This window comes from Haloarcula sebkhae (genome assembly GCF_014647415.1).
In the GTDB taxonomy this organism is placed as follows: domain Archaea; phylum Halobacteriota; class Halobacteria; order Halobacteriales; family Haloarculaceae; genus Haloarcula; species Haloarcula sebkhae.
In genome coordinates this window covers 24,336-51,170 of the sequence record NZ_BMPD01000008.1, presented here as the reverse complement: position 1 = coordinate 51,170, position 26,835 = coordinate 24,336, and the positions used below count along the sequence as shown (strand labels likewise).

General features: G+C 64.6%; 30 protein-coding genes. 15 read left to right on the top strand and 15 right to left on the bottom strand.

Going from position 1 to position 26,835, the window contains the following annotated elements; all coding sequences use genetic code 11:
* Positions 1-28: 28 nt before the first annotated feature.
* Genes IEY38_RS18220 through IEY38_RS18210 form a run of 3 tightly spaced genes read right to left on the bottom strand, consistent with a single transcriptional unit; the run spans position 29 to position 1,354 of the window.
* Positions 29-736 (bottom strand): RNase P subunit p30 family protein, encoded by a 708-nt coding sequence (locus IEY38_RS18220; RefSeq protein WP_188980038.1) that lies wholly within the window; start codon positions 734-736, stop codon positions 29-31.
* Complete coding sequence (locus IEY38_RS18215; RefSeq protein ID WP_188980036.1) at positions 736-1,161, bottom strand: RNA-binding protein; 426 nt, start codon at positions 1,159-1,161, stop codon at positions 736-738. Before IEY38_RS18215 ends, IEY38_RS18220 begins: the two co-directional genes overlap by 1 nt.
* Before the next feature lie 7 nt (positions 1,162-1,168).
* Positions 1,169-1,354 (bottom strand): hypothetical protein, encoded by a 186-nt coding sequence (locus IEY38_RS18210; protein ID WP_004515500.1) that lies wholly within the window; start codon positions 1,352-1,354, stop codon positions 1,169-1,171.
* Between the two features lie 635 nt (positions 1,355-1,989).
* Here IEY38_RS18210 and IEY38_RS18205 point away from each other — a divergent pair.
* Positions 1,990-2,556, top strand: coding sequence for an NUDIX hydrolase (locus IEY38_RS18205; RefSeq protein WP_170096328.1), 567 nt, complete (start codon positions 1,990-1,992; stop codon positions 2,554-2,556).
* Positions 2,557-2,575: 19 nt separating this feature from the next.
* On the opposite strand, the gene IEY38_RS18200 is transcribed toward IEY38_RS18205, so the two are convergent.
* Together IEY38_RS18200 and thiC are read right to left on the bottom strand one after the other, a co-directional pair.
* Complete coding sequence (locus IEY38_RS18200; RefSeq protein WP_058995423.1) at positions 2,576-3,400, bottom strand: hypothetical protein; 825 nt, start codon at positions 3,398-3,400, stop codon at positions 2,576-2,578.
* Between the two features lie 296 nt (positions 3,401-3,696).
* Complete coding sequence (gene thiC / locus IEY38_RS18195; RefSeq protein ID WP_005534019.1) at positions 3,697-5,139, bottom strand: phosphomethylpyrimidine synthase ThiC; 1,443 nt, start codon at positions 5,137-5,139, stop codon at positions 3,697-3,699.
* A 118-nt stretch (positions 5,140-5,257) separates the two neighbouring features.
* Between thiC and IEY38_RS18190 the strand changes: the two genes are divergently transcribed.
* Together IEY38_RS18190 and IEY38_RS18185 are read left to right on the top strand one after the other, a co-directional pair.
* The gene (locus IEY38_RS18190) at positions 5,258-6,139 is read left to right on the top strand and encodes an extracellular solute-binding protein (protein WP_188980034.1); all 882 of its coding nucleotides are present in this window, start codon (positions 5,258-5,260) and stop codon (positions 6,137-6,139) included.
* On the top strand, positions 6,114-6,914 hold the full coding sequence (locus IEY38_RS18185; RefSeq protein WP_188980031.1) for an ABC transporter permease: 801 nt from the start codon (positions 6,114-6,116) through the stop codon (positions 6,912-6,914). Before IEY38_RS18190 ends, IEY38_RS18185 begins: the two co-directional genes overlap by 26 nt.
* A gap of 28 nt (positions 6,915-6,942) precedes the next feature.
* On the opposite strand, the gene IEY38_RS18180 is transcribed toward IEY38_RS18185, so the two are convergent.
* The 7 genes from IEY38_RS18180 to IEY38_RS18150 all read right to left on the bottom strand — a co-directional run bounded on the left by IEY38_RS18180 (position 6,943) and on the right by IEY38_RS18150 (position 11,540).
* Entirely contained in the window at positions 6,943-7,770 is an 828-nt protein-coding gene (locus IEY38_RS18180; RefSeq protein WP_188980029.1) for a molybdopterin synthase, read from the bottom strand.
* Positions 7,771-7,843: 73 nt separating this feature from the next.
* The gene (gene moaC / locus IEY38_RS18175) at positions 7,844-8,317 is read right to left on the bottom strand and encodes a cyclic pyranopterin monophosphate synthase MoaC (RefSeq protein ID WP_188980027.1); all 474 of its coding nucleotides are present in this window, start codon (positions 8,315-8,317) and stop codon (positions 7,844-7,846) included.
* 44 nt (positions 8,318-8,361) lie between these two features.
* Entirely contained in the window at positions 8,362-8,991 is a 630-nt protein-coding gene (locus IEY38_RS18170; RefSeq protein ID WP_188980024.1) for a MogA/MoaB family molybdenum cofactor biosynthesis protein, read from the bottom strand.
* Positions 8,992-9,097: 106 nt separating this feature from the next.
* Complete coding sequence (locus IEY38_RS18165) at positions 9,098-9,610, bottom strand: TRAM domain-containing protein (protein ID WP_188980022.1); 513 nt, start codon at positions 9,608-9,610, stop codon at positions 9,098-9,100.
* Positions 9,611-9,748: 138 nt separating this feature from the next.
* Positions 9,749-10,066, bottom strand: coding sequence for a DUF5783 family protein (locus IEY38_RS18160; protein ID WP_188980020.1), 318 nt, complete (start codon positions 10,064-10,066; stop codon positions 9,749-9,751).
* A 55-nt stretch (positions 10,067-10,121) separates the two neighbouring features.
* Positions 10,122-10,787 carry an HD domain-containing protein gene (locus tag IEY38_RS18155; RefSeq protein WP_188980018.1) on the bottom strand — a complete coding sequence of 222 codons (666 nt, stop codon included), beginning with the start codon at positions 10,785-10,787 and terminating at the stop codon, positions 10,122-10,124.
* 93 nt (positions 10,788-10,880) lie between these two features.
* Positions 10,881-11,540 (bottom strand): helix-turn-helix domain-containing protein, encoded by a 660-nt coding sequence (locus IEY38_RS18150; protein WP_188980016.1) that lies wholly within the window; start codon positions 11,538-11,540, stop codon positions 10,881-10,883.
* Positions 11,541-11,719: 179 nt separating this feature from the next.
* Between IEY38_RS18150 and IEY38_RS18145 the strand changes: the two genes are divergently transcribed.
* The 12 genes from IEY38_RS18145 to IEY38_RS18090 all read left to right on the top strand — a co-directional run bounded on the left by IEY38_RS18145 (position 11,720) and on the right by IEY38_RS18090 (position 23,916).
* Entirely contained in the window at positions 11,720-12,295 is a 576-nt protein-coding gene (locus IEY38_RS18145; protein ID WP_058995402.1) for a hypothetical protein, read from the top strand.
* Positions 12,292-12,948, top strand: a complete 657-nt coding sequence (locus tag IEY38_RS18140; protein ID WP_188980014.1) for a QcrA and Rieske domain-containing protein — start codon at positions 12,292-12,294, stop codon at positions 12,946-12,948. Before IEY38_RS18145 ends, IEY38_RS18140 begins: the two co-directional genes overlap by 4 nt.
* Positions 12,948-14,342: a cytochrome b gene (locus tag IEY38_RS18135; protein WP_188980005.1), complete on the top strand. Its 1,395-nt coding sequence runs from the start codon at positions 12,948-12,950 to the stop codon at positions 14,340-14,342. The genes IEY38_RS18140 and IEY38_RS18135 overlap by 1 nt, the downstream gene beginning before the upstream one ends.
* On the top strand, positions 14,339-14,521 hold the full coding sequence (locus tag IEY38_RS18130) for a hypothetical protein (RefSeq protein WP_188980003.1): 183 nt from the start codon (positions 14,339-14,341) through the stop codon (positions 14,519-14,521). The genes IEY38_RS18135 and IEY38_RS18130 overlap by 4 nt, the downstream gene beginning before the upstream one ends.
* Positions 14,514-17,372 (top strand): nitrate reductase subunit alpha, encoded by a 2,859-nt coding sequence (gene narG / locus IEY38_RS18125; RefSeq protein ID WP_188980001.1) that lies wholly within the window; start codon positions 14,514-14,516, stop codon positions 17,370-17,372. Before IEY38_RS18130 ends, narG begins: the two co-directional genes overlap by 8 nt.
* On the top strand, positions 17,369-18,445 hold the full coding sequence (gene narH, locus IEY38_RS18120; protein WP_188979999.1) for a nitrate reductase subunit beta: 1,077 nt from the start codon (positions 17,369-17,371) through the stop codon (positions 18,443-18,445). Before narG ends, narH begins: the two co-directional genes overlap by 4 nt.
* 212 nt (positions 18,446-18,657) lie before the next feature.
* Positions 18,658-19,491, top strand: a complete 834-nt coding sequence (locus IEY38_RS18115; RefSeq protein WP_188979997.1) for an ethylbenzene dehydrogenase-related protein — start codon at positions 18,658-18,660, stop codon at positions 19,489-19,491.
* Positions 19,491-20,171 (top strand): molecular chaperone TorD family protein, encoded by a 681-nt coding sequence (locus IEY38_RS18110; RefSeq protein WP_188979995.1) that lies wholly within the window; start codon positions 19,491-19,493, stop codon positions 20,169-20,171. Before IEY38_RS18115 ends, IEY38_RS18110 begins: the two co-directional genes overlap by 1 nt.
* A complete protein-coding gene (locus IEY38_RS18105) occupies positions 20,168-21,022 on the top strand; it encodes a phosphate ABC transporter permease (RefSeq protein ID WP_188979993.1) in 855 nt (284 codons plus the stop codon). The genes IEY38_RS18110 and IEY38_RS18105 overlap by 4 nt, the downstream gene beginning before the upstream one ends.
* Entirely contained in the window at positions 21,019-21,870 is an 852-nt protein-coding gene (locus IEY38_RS18100; protein ID WP_188979991.1) for a HEAT repeat domain-containing protein, read from the top strand. The genes IEY38_RS18105 and IEY38_RS18100 overlap by 4 nt, the downstream gene beginning before the upstream one ends.
* Positions 21,871-21,872: 2 nt before the next feature.
* Entirely contained in the window at positions 21,873-23,111 is a 1,239-nt protein-coding gene (locus IEY38_RS18095) for a P-loop NTPase (RefSeq protein WP_188979989.1), read from the top strand.
* Positions 23,112-23,283: 172 nt separating this feature from the next.
* Entirely contained in the window at positions 23,284-23,916 is a 633-nt protein-coding gene (locus IEY38_RS18090; RefSeq protein WP_326838527.1) for a trimeric intracellular cation channel family protein, read from the top strand.
* A 208-nt stretch (positions 23,917-24,124) separates the two neighbouring features.
* On the opposite strand, the gene IEY38_RS18085 is transcribed toward IEY38_RS18090, so the two are convergent.
* From IEY38_RS18085 to dsrO, 3 genes are read right to left on the bottom strand one after another with little or no spacing between them, the layout of a single operon-like run.
* The gene (locus tag IEY38_RS18085) at positions 24,125-24,712 is read right to left on the bottom strand and encodes a TorD/DmsD family molecular chaperone (RefSeq protein WP_188979987.1); all 588 of its coding nucleotides are present in this window, start codon (positions 24,710-24,712) and stop codon (positions 24,125-24,127) included.
* Positions 24,709-26,004 carry an NrfD/PsrC family molybdoenzyme membrane anchor subunit gene (nrfD, locus tag IEY38_RS18080; protein ID WP_188979985.1) on the bottom strand — a complete coding sequence of 432 codons (1,296 nt, stop codon included), beginning with the start codon at positions 26,002-26,004 and terminating at the stop codon, positions 24,709-24,711. Before nrfD ends, IEY38_RS18085 begins: the two co-directional genes overlap by 4 nt.
* A complete protein-coding gene (gene dsrO, locus IEY38_RS18075; protein ID WP_188979982.1) occupies positions 26,004-26,834 on the bottom strand; it encodes a sulfate reduction electron transfer complex DsrMKJOP subunit DsrO in 831 nt (276 codons plus the stop codon). Before dsrO ends, nrfD begins: the two co-directional genes overlap by 1 nt.
* Position 26,835 lies beyond the last annotated feature (1 nt).

The following is a 26,835-nucleotide window of genomic DNA, read 5'->3' as shown; positions in this document are numbered from 1 at the left end:
CATCCAGTGAGAGTGGTATTAGCGCCGGTTACTCGATGTCATCCGCATCGCGTTCGAGTCGGACGCCAGGTTCGATGACGGCATCGCTCTGGCGCTCGCGGTTGCGCTCCACGACGCGGCCCCACTCTGTCAGGCCCTCGCGGACGGTGTCGGCGTCGAAACCGATGGTCTCACCGACCGCGATGATATCTCGCGGTGCCCGAATCTGGAGATGGGTGCTCGGCGACGCCGAGACGACGAACGGTGCGCCGGCGTCTTCGACGAGTTCCCGGAGCTTCCGGAGTTCCTTGATCGCCCGGACGCGACTGCCGCCGGAGGACCGGAGCACCGGGCCGAAGTCGAACTCGACGCGGACGCCGTTGTCGGCCGCCGCGTTCGCTAGCACGTGGTTGAAATCGCCGTCCTCGCGCATCGGGTGGGCGAGCACGTCGACGGTCGGTTGCTCGACCGCGAACCGATTGATGCGACGGTCGCCGCCGTGGACGACGACGACTGTCCGCTCACTTCGGTAGTTCCCGACAAAGCCGCTCGCCCGCGACGGGTCGTCGGCCCGGACCTCGACGCCGGCGGCAACGTCGATGTCGTACGCGTCGCGGATAGCGTCGGCATCGTACTCGGCCGACTCGTCGCCGTGGTTCCTGACGACGATGCCGTCGTAGTCCGAGTCAGCGGCCGTCAGCGCGTGCCGGGCGACGGTGCTGTCGCCGTCAGGGTGAGCGTAGACGGCCTCGTACATCACAACTCCTCTAGGAGTTCGCGGGCGTTCTCGACGGCCTTCTCCCGCTTTGCGGGGTAGGCCTCGACTTTCGCCCGGAGCGTGATGCCGTCGCCGCGTTCGACATCGCCGCCGAACGCGGCCTGTTTGTCGAAGGTGAGGAAAAACGAGCAGTTGTCGTCGACCCGGTCGTCCAGTTCCGCACGCACCGCGTCGATATCCGGCGCTGATGCGACCTGTGTGAGAACGTGCCGGATGTTGTCGGCGTTCTCGACGCGAGCCGAGAGGACGACGATGCGGTCGCCGTAGTGCCCTTCGCTCTGTGCGCGCTCGATAGGGTAGTCCTCCGGGAGAAACGTCCGGAGCGCTCCCTCGACGCGCTTGTCGTCCTCTGTCGCGTAGCAGAAGGTCCGGAGGTCGACGTAGTGGAACGGAACCGACGACATCGAGGCCCTACTCGTCCTCGGCGGCTTCGAGGTTGTCCTCGGGGACGCCCTGCTCCTGTCCGTCCTCGAAGGAAACCGTGTAGTTGGCGTCGCCGAACATCGTTTCGACGACCTGCGTGATGGTGCCTTCCTCGCCGTCGTAGTCGCTGTGCTCGTCGTGGAGAATAACGCTGTCGTCCTCTTCGAATGCCATACCGGGCGATACTCGATGGCTCGTCAAAAAGGGACTGATTCAGGTTTGCTCAGCCCAACCGCGGGAACGGTCAGAACGTGCACCTGTGACACGTCCTGTCCGGACCATTCGGGACGGATATAAACCTCGATCAGAGTAGACCGGGCAGTGTGCTGACCAGAGACGACCGCTCCGATTGTTCTCTATCGCTTCCGTTACGGAAGGTACGAGGTGTATTAGATTGGTCTAAATATTTAGTTAGACAAATAGAATTAAGTGTCGGGGGCTTCCACATCCACGTGCGTTCCGTCACCCACGGAACGCGAAGTCGTACAGATCGAGTGAATAGGACGAACCGTCAGGTCGTCACAACAGCCAAAGAGTTCCTGCTACACGGGAGCGTGGCTGTCCTTGTTCGGGCCCTTCCCGTGTTTCGCTACAAATGGGCCAGACGTGTATCCGCGTCTGCAACTGCCCCGCCAGCGTCAGCAGCACAGCGGATTCGGTGGCGAAACCCATGAGATCCGTCACGACAGCCGATCTGTCACAGCAACTGTTATGGGACTCTCTAAACTAACTATCGACATGATCAGCCCACCGCTTTCCCCCATCGAGACGGTTGTTTCGTCGAGGTGTCAGACACAGCTAGGACACAGATGACGAGCGTCGACGACCTGTGGTTCCTCTCCGACGGAGCCTGTCAAACCGCCGAGCAGACGTATCACGACCTCCGGAATCGCTACACGGGTTTTGTCGAGTTCACGCGCCACCGCAACGTCCCGCGGAATCGATTCCGGGACGTAGCCACCGTGGCCCAGAATCACGGGGCACCGTACGGGGCACATACGCTCGCCTACCGATCTACCGGTGAACTCCTGCTCGTCCGCCACGAGGGGGTCGATATGTGGGTTCTACCCGGCGGTGAGATCGACGAAGGTGAATCCCTTCAGGAAGCCGCGCTACGGGAATTAGGAGAGGAGAGCGGCATCGAGGCGACTATCGAAGGACTGGGAATGCTCGGACGGATCGAGTTCTACTGCGACGGCAATATGGCCTGGGGCGTGCTGCCGGTGTACGAGGCCCGGGCGGAGACGGTCGATATCGCCGTCGACGACCCGGATCATGAAATCAGTGAGGCCCGGTGGTTCGACGAACTGCCGGCCGACACGCGCGACCGCGAGGAGATTTTAGAGTGGCGCGGACAGCGGTTCGGCGGCGCGTAATCCACCGAAATTGAGTGCGTTATTCCGGTCCGAACGACTGGCCCTCGCGAGCGTCGGCGTTCATCCGCCGGATGGTCGCACGGGCGTTACTGGCGTCGTAGCCGAACAGCACAGTCTCGGCGTACTCATCAGCCACTTCGACAGCCTTCGAAAGATCGTCGACGTCCACGTCGACGGCATACAGTTCGATGCTGAAGGGTGTCGAGAGTCGGTCCTGCCAGCCTTTCGCGAGAATCTCAAGCCAGTAGGTCGTCGAGTACGCCATGTCGTAGATGGGGACGACGAACTCATCGACGTACTCGGCGATGTCGTCGACCGCGACGCCGGAGCGGGCTTCGAGATGGCCGGGGTAAGGGTCCGGATACAGCGTGAGGTACATGTCACCGGGTACGCGCTCGCGGGCCTCGGCGACGAACTCCGTGATGACGTTACTGCGCCAGGCTGACCAGTCCTCGAACTCGCTGTCGGCGAAGCGCTGCTCGCAGCGGTCGCAGTGACAGTACTCGTCCCGGGGGAAGCCCACGTCGTCGAGGCGGACGTCCTCGTTGACAGCTGCCGCCTCTTCGATGATGTCGAGCAGGCCCTCGCGGTAGCGGTCGTGGGTCGGGCAGACGTACGTCCAATCGAAGTACGGCTGGTTCCGGGTCGCTGGCGTTCCCTCGTCGTCGAACGCGAGCAGGTCCTCCTCGCTCTCGACTGCGTTGTCGCCGAAACAGGACACCATGTTCACCGCGCCGGCAATCGGTTCGACAGCGCGGCCGGTCACGTCCTTGACCTCGTAGAACGCCCGGTCGAACTCGGACCACTCCGTCTCCTCCTCGTTACGGGTGACGACGCCGTACATGCACGCTGGTACGGCGGTTCGCCGGGTAAGGGTTCGGAAAGCGACGGCGCTCTCGCTGACAGTGCAGAAGCCAAGAGAATACTGCCGGCCATCGAGGTACCCCACCCATACGACGCCGAAGAGGACCAGTGGGCAGGGCGGCCGACAGTAGATTCAGAGGGCGATACAGTCGATTCGCGCAGCCTTACCGCTTGACGACGTACACGAGGGCAAGCGCCATGACCGCGACGAGGGCGATGACTTTCTTTGACATCGTTTCAATAAACGAACACCGATTATAAAGAACTACCGCTGTGCTAATCGTCGGCACGCCCGCCTGTATCAGAGGCGGTATCGGCGTCAGGGCCGGGAATATCGGCCTCGTCGTGGGTTCCGACGGGTGGCCGGTTTACCTCCGCCGCTGACGAGTCTTCGAGGGCAGTCCGGTCGTCAACGTCAGCCTCGATTGTCTCCATCTCGCCGGCTTCCCGCGCGTCCTGGTCGATGCGCATCGAACAGAACTCCACGCCGCACATCGAGCAAAAGCGCGCCTCTTTGTAGTTGTCACCGGGGAGCGTCTGGTCGTGGTACTCGCGGGCGCGGTCGGGGTCCAGCGCCAGGTCGAACTGCTCGCGCCAGTCGAAGGCGTACCGGGCTTCCGAGAGGGCGTCGTCCCAGTCCCGCGCTCCCTCTCGGCCGTTTGCCACGTCAGCGGCGTGGGCAGCGATACGATAGGCCGCAAGTCCGTCCCGCACGTCGGATTTCTCCGGGAGACCGAGGTGCTCTTTGGGAGTCACGTAGCAGAGCATCGCCGCACCAGCACGGCCTGCCTCCGTCGCACCGATAGCGCTCGTAATGTGGTCGTAACCCGGCGCAACGTCGGTCACGAGCGGCCCGAGCACGTAGAACGGCGCGCCGCCACAGACCTCTTGTTGGCGTTCGACTTGCTCGGCGACTTGGTCCATTGGAACGTGACCCGGCCCCTCGACCATCACCTGTACGTCGTGGTCCCAAGCAGTCCGCGTGAGTTCGCCGAGCGTATCCAGTTCTGCGAACTGCGCGTCGTCGCCGGCGTCGGCGAGACAGCCCGGTCGAAGGCCGTCGCCGAGGCTGAAGGTCACGTCGTACTCACGGAATATCTCACAGATGTCCTCGAATTTCGTGTACAGCGGGTTCTCCATTCCGTTCTCCTCGATCCACTGGGCGAGGATCGATCCGCCACGGGAGACGATACCCGTTTTTCGGCCGTCGGTCAGCGGCAGGTGTTCCATCCGGACGCCGGCGTGAATGGTCATGTAGTCGACGCCCTGCTTCGCCTGTTTCTCGATGACGTCAAGCAGCAGCTCGTGGGTAATCTCGCTCGCGTCACCAGCGCGCTTGACCGCCTCGTAGATGGGGACCGTCCCGATTGGGACCGGCGAATGCTCGACGTTGGCCGACCGTATCTCGTCGAGGTTACTCCCAGTCGAGAGATCCATCACCGTGTCCGCACCGTAGTGGACAGCAGTGTGGAGCTTCTCCAGTTCGCCCTCGATATCGCTCGTCTCCTCGCTGTTGCCGATGTTTGCGTTGACCTTCGTCGCAAACTCCCGGCCGATGATCATCGGGTCCAGCGAGTCGTGACCGACGTTTGCGGGGATCACCGCCTGGCCGTCGGCGACTTGCTGCCGGACGAACCCCGGTTCGACACCTTCGCGCTCTGCGATTCGCTCCATCTCCTCGGTGACGGTCCCGTTCCGGGCCGCTGCTAGCTGCGTCATAATCACTAGGTAATACTACTCGGTTATAAATTTGGGGTGATCGGTCGCGGTAAAGAGACCCTGTCAATACTGGGATTGACCCCAACACCGATGTACGCGAACGTGAAATAGACGAACAATGGCCCGCCGGACCCGCCGCGCAGTACTCACAGCGCTGGGGAGTGGTATCGCCGCGACTGCAGGCTGTGGGGCGTTCGGTCGTGAGCGGGTGGACGTACTGGTCGCGGGGAGTTTGCAGAAAGCGGCCAGTGAGACGCTGCAAGCGCAAACAGACGCTGAGATCGCTGTCGAAGCCCGCGGCTCTGTTCAGGCCGCGCGATTGGTCGCCGACGGGAAGCGCGACCCGGCTATCGTCGCGCTGGCGGACCCAACCCTGTTCGACCGGGTCATGAACACTCCCTGGCACGCTGTGGTCGCCAGTAACGAGATGGTGCTGGCGTACAACCCAGAGACAGACGGCGGGGCGCGCGTCGCGGACGCGGACCCGTGGTACGCCCCGCTCCGGGGGGACAGCGTCTCACTGGGTCGCACCGATCCGACGCTCGACCCACTTGGCTACCGGACGCTGTTCGTGCTGGCCCTCGCAGCCGACTACTACGACGAACCCGGCCTGGCTGCTGCGGTTCTCTCGCCGGACCAGACCTATCCGGAGACGCAACTGCTCGCGCAGTTCGAGACGGGAGCCGTCAACGCTGCGTTCGTCTACCGGAGTATGGCGGTCGAGCGAGACTACCCGTTCCGGGAATTCCCACCGGAGATACACCTCGGTGACCCCACATACGCGGAGCAGTATCAGACCACCAGCTACGAACTGCCAAACGGCACGGCAATCGCCGGCAACCCAATCGAGTACGGGGCCGTCCGCCGTGACGAACAAGAAGCGACGCGTACAGCCTTCGAGGCAGTCCTGTCCGGCGACTGGCTCGCACCACACGGATTTACCGTCCGCCAAGCGTATCCTCGACTAGTGGGAGATGTCCCGAGTACTGTCACGCAGTGAGACTCAGACCGGCCACACGGTCGGCGTGCGCGAACTCGTTCCCGTCCTGGGAGCGGTGCTACTCCTGTATTTCGTCGTCCCGGTGATGGTACTCGTACTCACGTACTCCCCGACAGCGCTACTGACGAGTCTGACCGAGACGTACGTCATCAACGCCGCGATCACGTCCCTCGTCGCCGCGCTCGGCAGTACCACCATCGCTATCGTGTTCGGCCTGCCGCTGGCCTACTGGCTGTCCAAGAACTCCGGCGCACTGGCGACCGCCGCGATGGGGGCCGTCGTCCTGCCGCTCGTCCTCCCACCGGTCGTCAGCGGGATGTTGCTGTTGACCGTCGTCGGCCCGAACGGGCTGGGCGGTCTCACCGATTTGGCGCTGACGCGGTCGCTGCTGGGGGTCGTCGCCGCCCAGACCTTCGTCGCGTCGCCGTTCTTCGTCGTCACCGCCAAGGCCGCCTTTGACGGCATCGACGACCACCTCGAAGAGGCTTCGCGGTCGCTCGGGCGCGACTGGGTCGGGACGATGCGCTCGGTGACGGTTCCGCTCGCAAAGCCCGGCCTGCTCGCCGGCCTCGTGCTGACCTTCGCCCGCGCGATGGGCGAGTTCGGCGCGACGATGATGCTGGCGTACTACCCGCGGACGCTGCCGGTCCAGATTTGGGCCTCGTTCATCTCGGACGGGCTGGACGCAGCGCTGCCCGTGGCGGTGGTCCTGCTCGGCGTCGCGCTCGGGACGCTGCTGCTGGTGCATGCGTTGCGGGCGACACCGTGGCGATAGCCGGTGTCGTGAAAACAGCGCCACCAACTCACCGCTCGTGTGCCCAGAACTCCTCGTCAACGGTGACTTCCTTCTTGAACAGCGGCACCTCCTCCTTTAGACGGTTGATGCCGTCTTCGACAGCACGGAACGCCTCGCCCCGGTGGCCGGCCAGGATGACGACGAAAACGATGTCCTCGCCAGCGTCGACCACGCCAGTCTTGTGGTGCAGTCGGACCGCGTGGACGCCGTCCCGTGCTTCGAGGTCCCGCCGGAGCGTGGCCATCTTCTCGGCGGCGACTTCGTCGTAGCGCTCGAACTCCAGCAGTTCCGTCGGTGGGTCGTCGGGACCCTCCTGTGCGCGGACACGCCCGGTAAACGTCGCGATTGCGCCGGAGTAGACTTCGTCGGGGTCCCGCTTTACGTCCGCGACGAGCGTCTCCAGCGTGATGTAGGGGTCCCGCTCCTCCATCGCGGTGACGATTTCGTCGAGGTCAGCGTCCGCGCCGTGGGGCGCGCGATGGACGACGGGATCGGCGACCTCGCGGTCGCCGAGGACGACTTTCGGGATGGTCGCGTCCGAATACCCCTCGACAAGTGCGTAGTCGTAATCGGGCGCAAGCGCGTCCAGTGTCTCGTCGAGCGTTCGGGATTCACCCGTCGCGTACCACTCGCCGTCGTCAGTGAGCGCGACGGTCTCGGCCGCTCCGGCGTCGCGATGGCGAGCCGTATCTTTCCCGTCGGTGTCGACGTCCGGCGGATGCGTGCAGTGTTTCACTGTCGCGACACGTCCGGTCCCGGAGAGCCGCTGTGTCAACCGCTCGACCAGCGTAGTCTTCCCCGACTCGGAGTGGCCGACGATACCGAGGACTTGCATGCACGCCAGTAGCAGGGCGACGTAGATAGACCTTTTTCATAGCAGCGGCCCGGCTATAGTCAGTCGCGCCGTCTCAGCGGTCGACAGTTTTCTCAACGACGCGGACGTTCTGGATTGCCGTCGTGGGGTACTCGCCGTTGTCGTCTTTCTCGTTGGCCTTCACCATGTCCCAGACGACGTTGAGGCCGGTCGTCACACCCTCCAGCGCTTCCATCTCGCAGCCGGTCTTGCCGACCGTCTCGACGGCGACCGTGATTTCGACGGTATCGTCGTCGACATTGAACTCGACGTCGACGTTCGTGATGGGAATCTGGTGGCACATCGGCACCGTCTCCCAGGTGTGTTTCACCGCCTGAATCGCGCCGATACGGGCCGTCGCCAGCACGTCACCTTTCTCAACCTCGTCGGCGTCGATGGCGGCCAGCGTGGACTCGGTGAGCCGAATCTGTCCGCGCGCGACCGCGCGGCGCTGGCTCTCGGCCTTGTCGCCCACATCGACCATCTGTGCGTCGCCGTCCTCGTCGACGTGCGTGAAATCTTCGGACATACCTCCCTGTAACCGATGCCGGCTCAAAACCGTGCGGGTCCGTGCTACCGGCGGACGAGCCCCAGCAGGTGGCCCACGGCTGGCGCGACGAGTTTCTCCGCGCCCGTCCGGGCGGCGTTCTCGCTGCCGGGAAGACAGAACACCAGACGGTCGTCGACGACACCAGCGGTCGCGCGCGAGGCCATCGCCATCGGCCCGACTTCCTCGTAGGAGAGCCAGCGGAACAGCTCGCCGAAGCCGGGAACCGGCCGGTCGAACAGCGGTTCGATAGCGTCGACAGTCACGTCGTCAGGCGTGAGGCCGGTCCCGCCTGTCGTCAGAACCACATCGACGCCATCGTCCAGCAGGGCGGCAACGGCGTCCTCGATAGCGTCCACCTCGTCCGCGACGAGGCGACGCTCGGCGATTTCGTGGCCCGCGTCTTCACAGGCTGTTGCGATGATGTCGCCCGCCGGGTCGTCGTCCAGCGTTCGCGAGGTCGAGACGGTGAGGACCCCTATTGCAACCCTTTCGGCGTCGTGAGCGTGATGGTCACCGTGGGTGTGTTCTCCGTGACTGTGGTCGTGGCCACCGTCGTGCTCGCCATGGTCGTGGTCGTGCTCTCCGTGTTCATGCTCGCCGTGGCTATGACCCGCCTCGTCGTGGCTGGTCGTTTCGTCGTGGTCGTGCCCCATACCGGAGATGACAGTCGGTGGGGAAATATACCCTCGCCTGTCCGACCGTCGGCGGACATACTCCGCCAGCATGCGAAAGTAGGAACCAGCCGAGAGAGTCGGTGGCTTACTCGTAGTACGGCAGGCGCTCGACGATTTCCGCGAAGGCCACGTTCTCACGGACCTGATCCATCTCGACGCGGAGACGCTCCCCAACATCTGCGTCAGAGACGATGACGACGTACCCGCCGTCGATACGCGCGACGCCGTCGCCCTTGTCGCCGATGTTTTCGATTTCGACCACGCGCGTCTCACCCTCGGCAACGGGTGGGGACGACGGTCCGAACTCCGGTTCCCTGCTTGGCTCGCCGGACCGCGAATCGGAGTGTGGCCCGGATTGGGAACTGGACTGGGACTCTGCCTTTGAGTGGGAACTGGACTGCGGATCGGATTGGGAACCGGACTGTGACTGGGGCGTAGGAGCCTCAGCCGCTGACCGGAACAGTGCGATCCGGTACAGCGTCTCGGGGGCCAGGGTTCCCAGTTCGACTTCCTGTTTCGGAATCTCGATCACGTACGAGTCCTGTTGCTCCTCGACGGGTGCAGTAAAGAGACAGTGAAGATCTGAATCGGTCGCCATTAGTATAATTGGTTGGGCTAATACCGGAACTGCATTGATTCTGGTGTTTTCGATCCGCCGGGCCGAACGCTGCTAGAAGAATGGCAAACAGGCTGTGCACGCCTGCTATCGGGCGAGCCGTCGGGCAGCGTGCGGCGATTACTCGAATTCGAACAGCCGACTGAGTTCGCGTTCGATAGCGTCGGTAAACGCCGACAGCACTGTGTCGAACGTCTCTTCGTCGCCCGGCAAAGACTGCGCTCGCACCGCAGTGTCGTCAGGCAGCCGGACGCTGAACGTCCCGTCACCCTCGTACACCGGCTCGCTCTCGCTGAGAATCTGCCGATCGATCCCGCGAAGGACCTCTGAGTCGTACTGCCCATGCAGCTCCTGGTACGCGTTCGAGTACGCCGTTTCGAGCTCCTCGAAGTAGTGGACGTATTTCTCGTCGAATTTCTCGGCGTCGAACTCGGTCATGGATGCAGCGTCGTCGGGGCGAGGGTAAAGGGTTCTGTGACTACGTAGACGCCGCTTACCACTCCCCCGTAACCCCGACTTCACCGGCGAATTGCGTGAAAAACTCGTCCATGAATTCCTGACGCGTCCGGCCGAGACGCCGGCCCGGCTGGGTGTACAGCGTATCTAAGCGTTCCTGAGCCCAGTCCTGAAGAAGTCCGATATCCGGAGAATCCGACGTTTCGAGGTCGGTCGCTGACGTGTCATCGATGACGGCATACTTCTCGCCGGTCCGTCCGGACCGTTCGCCGACAATACAGGCCAGTCGGACGAGGCCGCGCGCCCCGGCAGCGTCTAGTTTGTCCGCATCAAAGAGGAGTTTCGCTTCTAGCGTTTTCGGCTCCGGAGAAGTGGCGCGGATGCTGTGTGCCCGGATACAGTGTTTGATACGGCTAATTCGGTCGGGTTCCACACCCTCAGCCGCAAGTAGCTGCGCGGCTTCCACCGTGGCCCATTCGTCGTGGTCCTCGACCTCACCGGCCCGCTCCCGAGGCCGGCCAATGTCGTGGAGCCACGCCGACGCGGCGAGGATATCTCGGTCGACCGAGCCGTCGCAGTCGTTCGCGAGCCGAAGCGCGATGTCCCGGACCCGCTTGGCGTGAAACTTGTCGTGTGCTGGAAGGGCGTCTTCGTAGTACGGCAGCGACAACGTTCGAGCAAGGGGACCCAGTTCCTGTGTCATTGGCGGCAGGGGCATCTCACGTGCCGGCTGGAATAACTGCTGTGAAATGTACTAGCTTCGCTGACACATGAATGCGTCGCGCAATAGTCCGCATCAGCGGGAGTCAAGCAGGTCGTCGAGGAGTTTCCGCTGGGCCGCAGCGAGGTGCTCAGTAAACGTCGAAGTGGAGATATCCAGCGCGTCGGCCACGTCACCGGCGGTCGCATCGCGCGGATGTTCGAAATAGCCCATCTCGTGAGCCCGGGTCAGCACCTCGCGCTGGCGGCCGGTCAGTTTCGCGCGGTCGAGCACGACCGGTCGGTCCGTCTCCGTGGACGTGTCTTCCAGTAGCCGCCGGAGTTTGACGGTCTCGCCTTCCGACTGGAGGTCGTCGACAATCTCGCGCAGGGTTGGAACGTCGTCGACGAGAAACGTGACGACGATGGATTCGGTGTCCGCCGAGAACTCCTGAACGACGCAGCCGGCTGCTTCGATACGTTCACACACGCAGCCCTGCCCGGCCGCTCGGGACAGCTGGAAAATGTGTCGCTGGTCGTAGGCGAATACATGGTCCGCGTTCGAACTCACGCTCTGTACCGCTGCCGGCGGCTCGTCGCCGCCTTTGAGTGTGAATTCTTCGACAACGCGGTCGGCACCGCCACTCGTTGCGCTCCGCGAGACTGACGACACTGATCTCTCCTCATCAGCGTGCGGTTGCACCTGACACGACCGAGGACCGAACACTTCGACCTCGGCAAGCATTCGGCCCGACATGTCTTGGAGATGCCCCGGCTGGCATAAGAAGGTCTGTGCGAACATGTTCGTATAAAAAACCGCCATATAATGGGCCTAAGATGTCGGGCTGGCAGTTCATCGGGGTGCTGGAACAAACCCCGAACACAGCGACGCAGATAGCCGTTCGAATCGCTGGCGAACCGAGATGACACAAGATTATGAGACGCAACACGATACTCATCGGTCTGTTGATAACAGCGGTGTTGCTGCCGATGTGGTACGTCGCACTGCACGGCGAGCCACCGTCGGAGGAAATCGCTATCGACGAGAGCGTCAGCGACATCCGGCCGCTCGAAAGCCCAGTAGAGACGCCGAACAAACTGTCACCGAGCCAGGTCGGTGTCGTCGTCTGGGTCGCCCTGTTCGGTCTGGTTGGCGTGCTGACGGCCGCCCACCAGTTCATGAACAGGGCGGTCCGACCGCCTGACGAGGCCGAACCGGTCACTGACGGCGGGACCGTCTCGCTGCCGTGGCTCAACACGGAGCACCGCTGGGTCGTCGAGTACCACGACGCCTCGGACGCCATAGAGGGACTCGTCGCCATGAGCGGGCTGACAGTCCTCTCTATCGTCTTCGCGGCGCTGTTCACCGGCGAGTACCTCACGCTCGCCCGGACCCAGTACTTCGGGCTGTACGCGACCGGGATGTTCCTCTCGCTCGCGCTCTCGACGGTCGCGTACTACGCCTGGTTCATGCCACACGTCGAAGTCGCCGAACTCAGGGGGCACGAATGATAGAGTATCCGAAACCCGATGACGACGACGAGGAACAGGGCGACGACTGCTCGTGTGACGGGGCCACCGGGATGTCTCCAACGCTGTACGGGGACGCCCGTGCGGAACTCCGCCGGCGTGACTTCGCGAAGTTCCTCGCGACCGTCGGCGGCCTGACTGCCGTCGCCAGCCTCACCGCGCCCCTCGCCAGCACCACGCAGGTGTTCGAGCGAGGCTACAAGGGACCCGTGTACTCCGACGGCATCCACCTCGTCGACGGCGAAGGCGAGCGTATCACCGAGGGCCGGCTCTCCGAGGGCGAACACATGACTGTGTTCCCGGAGCCCCGACCCGGCATCGAGGACGCGCCCACACTGCTGGTGCGCTACGCCGAGTCCGACTACGGCAGCGACATCTCGGAGGGGTTCACAGTCAACGGCTACGCCGCCTTCTCGAAGGTGTGTACCCACGCCGGCTGTATGGTCTCTGATCGGGAGGAGGACCTGGTCGTCTGTCCCTGCCACTTCGGGAAATTCAACGTTCTGGAAGGGGCGGCGGTCAGCGGCGGCCCACCGGGACGACCGCTCCCACAGCTTCCGATTACGATGACCAGCGACGGGTTCCTCGTCGCCACTGGTGACTTCGAGGGGCCAGTCGGCCCGGGGGGTGAGTGATGTCCCGCGCCAAAGCCGTCTACGACTGGTTCGACACGCGCCTTGATCTTGAGAACGGCCAGAAGTTCCTCGGCAAGGCGTTCCCGGCCGAGGACTCGTTCCTGCTGGGCGAGGTGGCGCTGTTCTGTTTCCTCCTCCTGATCCTGTCGGGGATCTTCCTCGGGTTCTTCTTCGAACCCTCGACCTCCGACGTAGAGTACGACGGCAGCGTACAGAAGTTCCAGGGCCAGGAAATGCCCGAAGCGTTCGTCTCGGTGTTGCACATCACCTACGACGTGCCCTTCGGGATGTTCATCCGCCGGCTCCACCACTGGGCGGCCCACCTCTTTGTCGCCTCGATAGGGTTGCACATGTTACGGGTGTTTTTCACCGGCGCGTACCGCAATCCGCGGGAGCCAAACTGGATCGTCGGCACCGGCCTGGCGGCCCTCTCGATGGGGGCGGCGTACACCGGGTACGCCTTACCGTTCGATGAGTTCGCTGCCACAGCGACGGGCATCGGCTACAACCTCACGATATCCATCCCCCTGTTAGGTGATTTCCTCGGCCAAGTGGTGTTCGGGGGTGAGTTCCCCTCGAGCGCCACCATCCCACGGCTGTACTTCCTGCACATCCTCGTGATACCGGCGGCCATCGCTGTGGGCCTGGCCGTCCACATGGCCATCCTCATCCGGCAGAAACACACCGAGGCCCCGCGGGACGGGGACGTAACGACCGGCCGCCAGTCCATCGACGAGGACGACGACGACATCATCATCGGCCTGCCCGCGTTCCCGAATCAGGCCGCCGTCTCCGCGGTGGTGTTCTTCGTCACCGCGGCAACGCTGTCGGCGCTTGCTGGCCTGCTGCCGGTCCACAACGTCGCCGAGTACGGACCGAACGACCCCGCGGCCACGCCGGAACTCATCATGCCAGATTGGTTCCTGATGTGGGTGTACGGCTTCCTGAAACTCCTGCCACAGATCAGCTTCAGCATCGGACCAGCACACATCAACGGGGAGTTCATCGGCGGTATCGTCCTCCCGGGGCTGGTGTTTGCCGCGGTTGCCGTATGGCCGTTCATCGACCGGACCGGGCCGACCCACTTCACCGCGGACCCGCTGGACCGGGCCTGGCAGACCGGTGTGGGCGTGGCCGCCGTTGCGTTCATTATGATCGCCTCAATCGCGGGGATGAACAACATCCTCGCGGACCAAGTGCTTGGAACAACGACGAACGTGGTCAACCCCATCCTGACGGCCGCGTTGCTCATCGTCCCACCCATCTTCGGCGGCATCACGTACCTGCTGTTGCGCGACGGCGAGCCCACGCCGTCACAGGAGGGCGACGTGGCCGTGGACGGCGGTGCAGTAGACGAGAGAACGGATAGCACCGAATCAGAGGAGGACGGATGACTGCGAACGTCGAACTGACTGAGCGACAGTATCGCCTGCTGGATACGACGAGCAAGCTGGTCGGTCTCGTGCTAGTCGCCGCCGGCCTCGAAGTCGGCGGTGGCACGCTCACCGGCATCACGCTGGCCGTGGCCGGCACTGCCTGCGCGACTGCGACAGTGTTCATCACCAATGAGTAGAAACGACCTGACTGACGACGGAACGGACAGTGCGGGAATCAGTCGCCGCGACTTCGTTCGCGGCCTCGGCGCCGCGTCGCTACTGGGTGCAACGGGACTGTCCTTCGCCGACGACGGCATGGATGGTCTCGAAGCGGTCGACGACCCCATCGGGAACTACCCGTATCGGGACTGGGAGGACCTGTACCGCGACGAGTGGGACTGGGACTCCGTCGCCCGCTCGACACACAGCGTCAACTGCACCGGCTCCTGTTCGTGGAACGTCTACGTCAAGGACGGGCAGGTCTGGCGTGAGGAACAGGCCGGCGACTACCCGACGTTCGACGAGAGCCTCCCGGACCCGAACCCGCGTGGGTGCCAGAAAGGGGCCTGTTACACGGACTACGTCAACGCAGACCAGCGCGTGCTCCATCCCCTGCGCCGCACCGGCGAGCGCGGCGAGGGCCAGTGGGAGCGGATCAGCTGGGACGAGGCGCTGACCGAGATCGCCGACCACGTCATCGACGAGGTGCAGGCGGGCCGGTACGACGCGATCTCAGGATTCACGCCGATTCCGGCGATGAGTCCGGTTTCGTTCGCCTCCGGCTCCCGGCTCGTCAATCTGCTCGGCGGCGTCTCACACAGCTTCTACGACTGGTACTCGGACCTGCCGCCGGGCCAGCCCATCACCTGGGGCACCCAGACGGACAACGCCGAGTCCGCTGACTGGCACAACGCCGATTACATCATCGCCTGGGGGTCGAACATCAACGTTACGCGCATCCCCGACGCGAAGTACTTCCTCGACGCCGGCTACGAGGGCGCAAAGCGCGTCGGTATCTTCACCGACTACTCCCAGACGGCCATCCACACCGACGAGTGGCTCTCGCCCCACGGCGGCAGCGACACCGCGCTCGCGCTTGGCATGGCCCAGACCATCGTCGACGAGGGGCTGTACGACGAAGCCCATCTCAAAGAACAGACCGACATGCCGCTGCTCGTCCGGGAGGACACCGGCAAGTTCCTCCGAGCAAGCGAGGTCGGCCTCGCTCAGGACGCCGACGACCCCGAGAAGGTGTTCGTCATGGTCGACGCCGACGGGAACCTCCGCCGTGCGCCCGGTTCGCTGGGCGAACGGGACGGCCAGCACGACCACTCGAAGAGCATCGAACTCGACTTCGACCCGCAGTTATCGGTCGAGCGGAGCGTCGACACCGACGAGGGTAGTATCGCGGTCCGCTCGGTCTGGGAGAACCTCACCGACGAACTCAGCCAGTACACGCCCGAAGTCGTCCACGAGGAAACCGGCGTCGGCGAGAACACCTACCAGCGAGTCGCACGTGAGTTCGCCGAGGCCGACGCCGCCAAAATCATCCACGGTAAGGGCGTCAACGACTGGTACCACAACGATCTGGGCAACCGTGCAATCCAGTTGCTCGTGACGCTGACTGGCAACCTCGGCGACCCCGGCACCGGGCTGGACCACTACGTTGGACAGGAGAAAATCTGGTCGTTCCACGGTTGGAAGGTGCTCTCGTTCCCGACTGGAAACGTCCGCGGCGCCCCGACGACGCTGTGGACGTACTTCCACGCGGGCATCCTCGACAACACGGACCCGGACACCGCCGAGAAGATACGGGAGTCCATCGACGAGGGCTGGATGCCGGTCTACCCCGAAGAGCGGAACGACGGGAACCGACCGGACCCCTCGACGATGTTCGTCTGGCGCGGAAACTACTTCAACCAGGCGAAGGGCAACGTCGCCGTCGAAGAGCAGCTCTGGCCCAAGCTCGACCTCGTCGTCGACATCAACTTCCGGATGGACTCGACGGCGATGTACTCTGACATCGTCCTGCCGGCGGCCAGCCACTACGAGAAGTACGACCTCTCGGAGACGGACATGCACACGTACGTGCATCCGTTCACGCCGGCCGTCGAGCCGCTCGGCGAGGCCAAGACCGACTGGGAGATATTCCGCCTGCTCGCCGAGAAGATACAGGAACGCGCACAAGAGCGCGATGTCGAGCCCATCGAGGACCGGAAGTTCGACCGGACCATCGACCTCACGACCATCTACGACGACTACGTTCGGGACTGGGAGACCGGTGAGGAAGAAGGGCTCGTTGAGGACAAAGCCGCGGCGGAGTTCATCCTCGAACACTCGGAGGAGACCAACCCCGAGGGCAGCGACGAGCAGATAACCTTCGACGACATCGACGAACAACCACAGCGGTTCCTCGAAGCTGGCGACCACTGGAGTTCCGACATCAAAGACGGCGAGGCGTACGTTCCGTGGCAAGACTACGTCCACGACAAGAACCCCTGGCCGACCTTCACCGGCCGCCAGCAGTACTACATCGACCACGACTGGTACCTTGAACTCGGCGAGGAACTCCCGACCCACAAGGAGGGACCCGAGAACACCGGCGGGGACTACCCGCTGTCGTACAACACGCCCCACGGCCGCTGGTCCATCCACTCGACGTGGCGCGACGACACCAAGATGCTCCGGCTCCAGCGCGGCGAGCCAGTGGTGTACCTGAATCCCGAAGACGCCCAGCAGCGGGGCATCGAGGACGGCGACACCGTGGAGGTGTACAACGACCTCGGGAGCATCGAGGTGCAGGCGAAGATCTACCCCTCCAGCGAACCGGGGACTGTCCGGCACTTCTTCTCCTGGGAGAAGTTCCAGTACCCCGACCGGGACAACTTCAACACGCTCGTCCCGATGTACATGAAGCCGACCCAGCTGGTCCAGTACCCGGAAGACACCGGGGAACACCTGCACTTCTTCCCGAACTACTGGGGGCCGACAGGGGTCAACAGCGACGTGCGTGTCGATGTCCGACCGAGCGGAGGTGACAGCGAATGAGTACCGACCAACAAGACGAACAGGGCGAGGACGACACGCTGGTCAACGTCGCCGACGGGGTCGACCACCAAGTCGCGATGGTGATGGACCTGAACAAGTGCATCGGCTGCCAGACGTGTACAATCGCCTGCAAGAACCTCTGGACGGAGGACGGCGGGAGCGAGTACATGTACTGGAACAACGTTGAGACCAAACCCGGCGAGGGTTACCCTCGCGGCTGGGAGGACTCCGGCGGCGGCTGGGAGTCAAGCGAGCACTCGGACCGCTCGCCCGGCGAGATCCCAGACGAGGAGGACTACGGCCGCGCTTGGGAGTTCAACCACGAGGAAATCATGTACGAGGGCAGCGACGAGCCGCTGCGGCCCCGCGACGGCGCGGAGTGGGGGCCGAACTGGGACGAGGACCAAGGGGCCGGCGAGTACCCCAACAGCTACTACTTCTACCTGCCGCGCATCTGTAACCACTGCACCCACCCCTCCTGTGTCGAGGCCTGCCCCCGCTCAGCGCTGTACAAGCGCCAGGAGGACGGCATCGTCCTCGTCGACCAGGACCGTTGCCGGGGCTACCGCTACTGCGTCGAAGGGTGTCCGTACAAGAAGGTGTACTACAACACCGTCTCGAAGAAATCGGAGAAGTGCATCTTCTGTTACCCCCGCATCGAAGGGGAGGGTCCTGAGGGCGAGACGTTCGCCCCGGCCTGTGCCGAGGAGTGCCCGCCACAGCTCCGATTGGTCGGCTTCCTCGACGACGAGGAGGGCCCGATCCACAAACTCGTCAACGAGTACGAGGTAGCCCTGCCGCTCCATCCGGAGTTCCGCACCCAACCCAACGTCTACTACATCCCACCTTTCGCCCCCGGCCAGCACACGGAAGGTGGAGAGACGGTTGATATCGACCGGATTCCTCGCCAGTACCTCCGGGAACTGTTCGGCGACGGCGTCGACGAAGCGCTGGACACTATCGACGCCCACCGGCAGCGCGTTCGACAGGGTGGTGACAGCGAACTAATGGAACTGCTTCAGGACAAGAACCCGGCCAAACAGTACCGACTGGAGGTGTTCGACGATGAGTGAGCACCGCGAACGAACGTCGAGCTCGGAAAACCTGCGGTCTTCCGGCGTTCGAACGAGCGAGCGTAGTGAGCGAGTTCGAATACGCTGGCGAATACGCCAGCGGTGTTCGACGATGAGTAGCGAGCCGCTACGCGGCTCGGAAACGCGAGCGGGCGATGCCCGCGAGCGGCCCCAGTTGGCCGCGCCGGAGCGTGCTCAGGGGGTGGTCAACGATGCCTGACCACCGACGTACGATCACACTCACGGCGGTGCTGGCGGGGCTCATTGTCGTTTCGACGGTGGCTGCACCGATGGTGAGCGCCCGGCCAGCACACGAGATTCCGGTTTCGGAGGTATCGACGGCTGACCTCGCCGAGCCAGACGCCGACGGCTGGGCAGAGGTCCCGGCCTCGGACGTGCCGCTTTCGAGCGCGCCGAGTAGCGTCCCGAACGCCGACGACACGTCCATCGAGACGGTCGACGTACAGGCGGCTCGCACTGACCAGCGGCTGTACGTCCGCCTGGAGTGGCAGGACGCGACCCGGGACACGAACGCCAGCACCCCCCGGCAGTTCGCCGACGCGGTCGCGGTCCAGTTTCCGGTCAACACGAGTTCTCGGCCGCCGATAGCGATGGGCGGCCCCGACAACCGCGTCAACGTCTGGTACTGGAGCGGGTCGACCGGGACGCAGGAACTGCTGGCCGGCGGCGCTGGCTCGACCACGCCGTTCCAGAACCCGACCGTGCAGGCGAACGCGAGTCACAGCGGTACGGGTGGGAACGCCACCTGGACGGTAGTCTACTCGCGCCAGCTTGACGCACCAAGCGAGAACCGGACCGACCTGCGGACCGACGGCGACCTTGACGTGGCCTTCGCCGTCTGGAACGGCTCTAACGGCGAGCGGTCGGGACAGAAGGCGGTCAGCGAGTGGCATTACTACCCGTTCAGCGGCGGCCCGCAAGGTCCGCCCTACGAGACGCTACTGTGGACCCTCGCCGGCATCGCCATCGTCGCTGTCGTCGGCGTCACCAGCTTCGGCATCTACCGCACGCGGGGGGCCGAGTAATGGCGACCACGCCAACTGACCCGATGGACGACCTCGACGAGGACGCCGCCGCCCGCGGTGCAGTGTACGCGACGCTCGCGAAAGCGTTCGAGTACCCCGAGGAATCGTTCCACAGCGCGGCAGCCGACGGGACACTGGAAGCCGATTTGAGAGCGTGTCTCGACCAGACGGGCCTTGGCGTGACCGTCCCGTCACTGACCACCGAGGACGACTACGAGACGCTCGCGGCCCGCTACAACGACATCTTCGAACTCGGCTACAGCGAGTACACGGACCGGACCGACGGCTCGCTCGAAGCGGAGGGACCGCCGGTCCCGTTGTACGAGTCCAAGTACCGGGAGGATCACTCCTGGAACGACGTGAACCTCGACCTCTCGCGAGCCTACAGCCACTACGGCCTGGAAATCGACCAGGACGAGCGGGACAACCACGACGCGCTGACCTACGAGCTGGAGTTCGCGGGCTATTTGTCCCGCCGTGAAGCCGCCGTCGGCGAGGACGCCGCGATCGCTCGGCTGGACTTCCACGACCGGCACCTCGGCCACGCAGCGGCCGGCGTCGCGGACCGACTGGCTGACGAGCCAGGGACCGACATCTACGGCGCCTTCGGCGAATTGCTGGAGGCGTTCGTCCGGGCCGACCGCAACGACCTCGCGGAACAGTTGGAGGGCGAGCGATGACGGCGGCGCTACAGCAACGGGTCAGACCGCTGCTACACGGCGGAAGCCATTCGGCCGCGGACCTGGCGGTCGGCGCTGCGGCCGTCGCGGTCGCCGCCCGGTACTTCGCCGTCCTGTTCGTCAACGCACCGGGGTACGGCGGCGTCCCGATTTCGCCCGGCCTGGCGACAGGGGTGTCAACGGTCGTCGTCGCCGCCGCGGCGATCGCCGTGGCCGTCACCGACGCCGACCCGCACACCGGCATCGGCCTGCTGTTCACCGGCGTGTTCGGCCTGCTGTCGCTGCTCAGTAGCGCAGCGGTGTTGCCCGCGGCCGCCGCAATCGTCCTCGGGACGGCGACCGTCGCCGCCGTCGCGGGCCGACGGCTAGACCTCACCTCTACCGCCGCGGCCGCCCTGCTCGTCGCAGCGCTGAGCATCGGACTAGCGAGCGGCGTCGGCGGCTGGACTGGCCTCCGATCGGTGGCCTCCACCGTGGCGCTACTCGGCATCGCGTCAACGCCGGCGTTCGCCGCGACGAACTGGCCCTCGCTGTCAGCGGCAGACTGGGGCACAGTAATCGGCGGCCTCGCCGCCTTCGCCGTCGTCCTGAGCGTCGGTCGCGCCGTCCCGTTCGTTACGGGCGCGGTCACGCTCACGGGAACCGGCGTCGTCGGAACGAGTCTGCCGGTCATCGCACTGGCCGCTGCCGGTGCGGTGACGACGGCCAGCGCGGCCAGCCGAACGCGGCGGTGGCCGCTGCTCGCCGGCGTCGCGCTGGTCGCGTTTGCGGGCGTTCCGGCCTCGCTCCCTCGTGCGCTCCCGTTCGCGCTCGGCATCGCCGTGCTCACCGCACAGGAGGGAGCACAATGACGGGGTGTCACGACAACGACGAGTTCGAGAAGCACCTCGAAGAGGACCCGGACCCGCAACTGGACCCCGAGCGCAGCCCGGGCCTACACACCGACATCGAAGCGCTGGAAGACATCGAGGTGTCCCGCGAGGACGTGACAATCGGCGAGGCCACGCCGGAGGAACTGGCCGCCAGCGACACGGAACCCGTCGAGGACGACGCGGTGGCGTCGCTGCTCTCGGACATCGAACACGGCGAGAAGACCGACCGCCGACGCGCCGCTCTCGAACTCAAAGACCGGGCGACGACGGACGAAATCGTGGCGGCGCTGGCCCGCGCTGCGACGACCGACGACGACAGCGACGTGCGCCAGTTCGCTGTCGAGGCGCTGACGGCCCACGGCAGCGAGCGGGCCGCAGCGGTGGCGGTGGAACTGCTCGACGACCCCGACCCGTGGGTCCGAGCGGAAGCCGTCGTCACACTCGACAACGTCGACCGCGAGGCCCACGAGGACGATATCGTGGCCGCTATGGATGACGACCACCACGCGGTCCGGCGCAACGCAGCTATCTCGCTGTTCAAACTCCGCGGCGAGGCGATGGCCGACCTGCTGTTGGAACAGAGCCACGACGACAGCGAGCGGGTCCGCGAGTGGGCCGCCCACATGCTGGGCGGCGTCGACGACGACCGCGCCCGCGAGCGACTGCGCGAACTCACCGACGACCCGGCCACCGTGGTCCGCCAGACCGCCGAGCGGTCGCTTGACGTGGACCCCGGACGGTTCCGACGGCAGTTCGGCGGCGCGCTGGAGAACGACGCCCGGCTGCTACCCGGCGAAGACAGACTCAATCGGATGCCCGACCTCTGACGATGACTGACGGAACGCCCACCACACTGACCGACCGTATCGAAGCCGCACTGCGAGACGTGCGCGACCCGAACGCCGACCTCTCCGTGTTCGACGCGGGCTTCGTCGAGAACATCGACGCGACCGACGGCGACGTGACCATCGAGGCCGACCTGACCGCGCTGGACGGCGGGACAAGTACGCAGGTCGTTCAGGCGATGCTCCACGCGGTCGACGACGTGGACGGCGTCGAGAGCGTCCACGTCGAGCGGACGACACCGTCGAGCGAGGGGCAAAGCGGCGTCGCGTCGTTCGACCACGTCGTGGCCGTCGCCAGCGCGAAAGGCGGCGTCGGCAAGTCGACGGTCGCCACGCATCTGGCCTGTGCGCTGGCCGCGGACAACGCCGTGGCGCTGTTCGACGCCGACATCCACGGACCCAACGTGCCCGAACTGCTGGATGTGAGCGGGCCGGTCCACTCCAGCGAAGAGGGCGACCCGCTCCCGGTCCGGGCTGGCGACATGGATGTGATGAGCGTTGGCCTGATGGAAAGCGGCGCGCCGCTGGCCTGGCGCGGCGCGATGGCCCACGACGCGCTCGATGACCTATTCGAGAACACCGCCTGGCGAAACGACGAGATACTGGTGCTCGACCTGCCACCAGGGACGGGCGACGTGGTGCTGACGACGCTGCAGGAGGTCCCCGTCGACGGTGTGGTCGTCGTGACGACGCCATTTCACGCGAGCGTCAGCGACACCAGCCGAACCGTCGAGCTGTTCCGCGACAACGACGTGCCGGTGCTGGGGACCGTCGTCAACATGGCCGAGTACGTCTGTGACTGCTGTGGCGAACCGAACGACCTGTTCACCGGCGACGCGCTAGGAGACCTCGATGCGGAGGTCCTGGCCGAACTCCCGTTCTCACACGACCTGCAGGGGACGCCAGCACCCGGCGACGTGCCAGATACTGTCAGCGACCTCGGGGACGCCGTCGAGTCCGCCCTCGACACCGCAGGCGAGGTGTCGGTCGAACCCACGGTCGATATCCAGGGCCTGCCGCCACAGGAACGCAAGGATCTGGTTCGAGACCAGTTCACCGCGCTGGACAGCGGCGAGCCGTTCGTCCTCGTCAGCGACCGCGATCCGACGCCGGTCGGACAATTCCTGGGCCAGCTCGCGGAAGCCCCACGCGAGGCCTTCGACCCGTTCGATGTCCGCCGGGAGACACCCGAGGCCTGGGTGCTGGAGACAGTCAAGCCATAGGTATGGTCGCTGGCAGTAAGCAGTGACAAATAGTAGCACGCCGCCAGCGCAGGTCTAAAGGCATAATTGTCCGCACCCGTAGTAACACGGTAATGACCGCTATACTCGTCGCAGCGGGTCGACTGGCGCGCGGTCGGTCACGTGGCAGATCCCGACAGGGTGGAGGGGCAGCGTGACCGACGCGTTTGCGGTGATGAACGCTATCGGGCTGGTCGGGTTCGCATTCGTCGGCGCGGCGAAAGCCATCGAAGAGCGCTACGATGTGTTCGGTGTCACGGTCGTCGGCGTGATGACGGCGCTGGGTGGCGGGACGACGCGGGACCTGCTGTTGAACAGAGTGCCGAACTCCCTGCAGTCGCCCGGCGAAGTCGCCCTGTCGCTGCTTGGTGTCACCGCCGCCGTGTTGTTCGTGCATTTCCTCGACGACGGCCACCAGCACCCGGTGGTCCTGACGGCCGACGCCATCGGGCTGGCCGCATTCTCGACCACTGGGGCGCTGCTGGGCCAGCAGGCCGGCCTCCCGGTGTTCGCCGTCGTCGCGCTGGCGACAGTCAACGCGGCGGGCGGCGGCGCGATCTCGGACCTGCTGTTGGGCCGGACGCCCTTTATTCTCCGCGAGGACTTCTACGCGTCCTGTGCTGTTATCGGCGGCCTCGCCTTCTGGGCGCTGGCGCAGATTGGCGTCAGCGTCAGCGTGGCATCGGCCGGGTGCGCACTCGCGGTGCTGTTGGCCCGGGGGCTGGGAATCGGCCGCGGGTGGTCGCTCCCGACGGTACAGGCGTGGGAGCGACGCGACGCACAGTAGGACGGCCCGCAGTTCCGGCTTCTCGTCTGTCATGCCCCATTCCTGCATCCGCTGGGCTTCATCCCTGTGACCACTGTGCGACCGCCTGCGGGAGCTGTATCCCGTGCTCGTCGAGATGGTGGTCGGTGCGTAGACGCTTTTGAGCGCGTATTGGGGTGAAGAGACAGTCGACCGCCGCGACAAACCCGGGGAACGCCCCGGTGAGCCGCTACTGAAAGAGTATCTCTCGGGTCGTCGTTGCCAGCGACGCGTAGAACGGTTCCCGTGTCTCTGTCTCGACTTGCCTGAGGAACTCGTCAGCCCAGACAGCGAGGTGTTCCTCGAAGAACTGGTCGAGCTCTTCGTCGAAGCCCGCTTCCGCGAGGTAGGCGGCGAACTCCAGTTCCGTGGCGATGTGGTCCGGGAGGTCCGAATGGGCCGCCGCGGGCTGGACGCCGAACTCCCTGTACCAGCGCACGACGGCCGTCGTGGCTGGACCCTTGACCGGGCCGAGTGCATCCGGGTCCTCACCGTCACGATAGACGCTCTCGTAGGGGGGACACGGCGGTCCCGCTGGACCGATGAACAGTCGGGTGTACTCGGTCCTGAGACGATGGCGGTCGGCCGAGCCGATGTCACCGACTACCGGAGCCAACTCACCGGCCTCAATGGCTTCGGTCAGTTGCTCGGTCGGTTCTCGCCAGCATTCGGCCAGGACGGCGTAGGTCGCCGCGGCGTCCGACCGAAACCCATCGCTTCCAGTGTCGCACTCGGGTGACTGCTCGCGTGTGGTGGGGGTATCAGTCTGTCCAGTCATTGTCGTTCCTTTGTGCCGCCATCAGTCGCGTACTGTCCGTCGACTCGCTGGATCGGGACATACTTCAGGCCGAGCGTAACGATGAGCGCACCGAAGGCGACGATACCGAGGGTGACAACCACCTCGACTAGCGTCGGGGTGTAGGCCCCCGCGGTCGCCCAGATGTCTGTCGTGATGCCGGCGTACTCGCCACCGAGCGAGATGCCCGGTGGGAGGTCGATGTTAGCGACCTCGTATCCTGTAAACACCAGTCGGACCCCTTCGAACATCGTGCCGAAGACCGCGAGAAGGCTCGCGGTGAAGATGACCGACACGCGCTTCCGGAGCGATGGAGTCATCAGCATGACAAGCGGGACTGCGCCGCCGACAACGGTCCAGAGCCAGAAGTAGACGGACTCGCCGATGAGGAAGCCACTGGTGATGGCCCAGAACTCGAAGTGGTTCGCCCAAGCGTGGGGCAGTCGTTCCGCCGCGAGCAGATACACCACATGAAGCGCGAGGAAGACGCCGAGTATCTTGCCGAGACTTGTGAGTTCCTCGCGGTCGACCTCGTAGTTCGTAAGCCGGTCTGCGAGTACTGACACGACCAGCAACAATCCGAGGCCGGAGACGAGCGCCTTGGCGATGAACACCGGTGCGACGAGGGGGCTGAACCAGTCGCCACGCCCGATCTGCGTCGCGAAGATCCACCCGGTCACGGAGTGGAGGGCGACCGCAGTCGGGAGTGCGAGTGCGGCGGTCCAGAACATGAGCGTGCGGTCGCGCTCACGTCCGTCGGCGGTGTCATCGACACCCAGTGCGAGCGGCGACCCCCGCGCAGCCAGGTCACGGCGCGTCAGGAGCCACAGATACCAGAGGTTTAGCACGCCATAGAGGATGACGATGCCGAAGTCCCACACCATCGGCGAGCGGAAGTCCGGCGAGGTGAAGAACTGGTAGAGCCGCTCGGGCCGCCCGATGTCCGGGAGGATGAGCAGGCCTGCGACGGTGATACAGGCGAGGCTGACCAGCACCCCGAGTCGTGCGAACCCTTCGTAGCGGTGTGAGTGGAAGAACTTCGGTGCGCTGGAGATAATGAGTCCCCCAGCAGATAACCCGACGAACAGGACGAACATCATGATGTACAGCCCCCACGAGAAGACGTTGCGCATCCCCGTAGCCACAAGCCCCGTCGTGAGCTGGTAGCCCCAGGCTGCCAGTCCAGCGACTATGACGGTCGCGAGCAGCCCGAGCCACAGCTTTCCTTTCGTTCCGAAGGCCGGAATCGCGATTCGGGATGAGTCAGCAGCCATCAGTCGTCACCTCCGGACCCCACTGCTGGGACGTGTGGAGCTGCATCACCCTCGATAGAGTGGTGGCTTCCACCCGAGCCACTGCTGTCACTTTCACTGGCCTCAGCTGGCACGTCCTCTGATCCATCGGACCACGGAGAGACGTCATCGAGTTCGCTCTCCATTTTATCCGACGTCTGTGGCCGACCGGGGCTCATCTCGCCGCTGATGTAGTGCGTCTTCGGGTTCGTCCCACGATCTTCGAGGAGCTGGTCCGTCTCGTACTCGTTGATGTATTTCGAGACAGTACTCCCCTCGTCGTCGAGGTCACCGAAGATGCGTGCGTCGGCGGGGCAGTTGACGACGCAGGCCGGGTCGAGTCCCTCGTCGACGCGATGGCTACAGAACGTACACTTCTCGACGACGCCCTGTGGCCGGGCAGCAACGTCGCCCGTTCCTTCCTCGGGCATATGGTCGGGTTCGTCCCAGTTGAACACCCGCGCGTTGTACGGACAGGCGGCCATACAGTAGCGACAGCCGATGCATTTGTCGTAGTCGATTTCGACGATTCCGTCGTCCCGTGTGTACGTCGCGTTGACCGGACAGACCTTCACGCAGGGCGCGTTTTCGCAGTGCTGGCACGCCGTCGGCTGGTACTGCATGTCCAGCGAGCCACTGCCGCCGTCCTCTGGGTAGCCACCGGACGGAGTGTCGATCTTGTCGCCACCCTCCGTCAGGACGCGGTTCCAGAACTGCCCCATCGGGACGTTGTTCTCCTGTTTACACGACACTGCGCATGCCTGACAGCCGATACACCGCTCCTGGTCGATTACGAGGCCATAGTTTGTCATC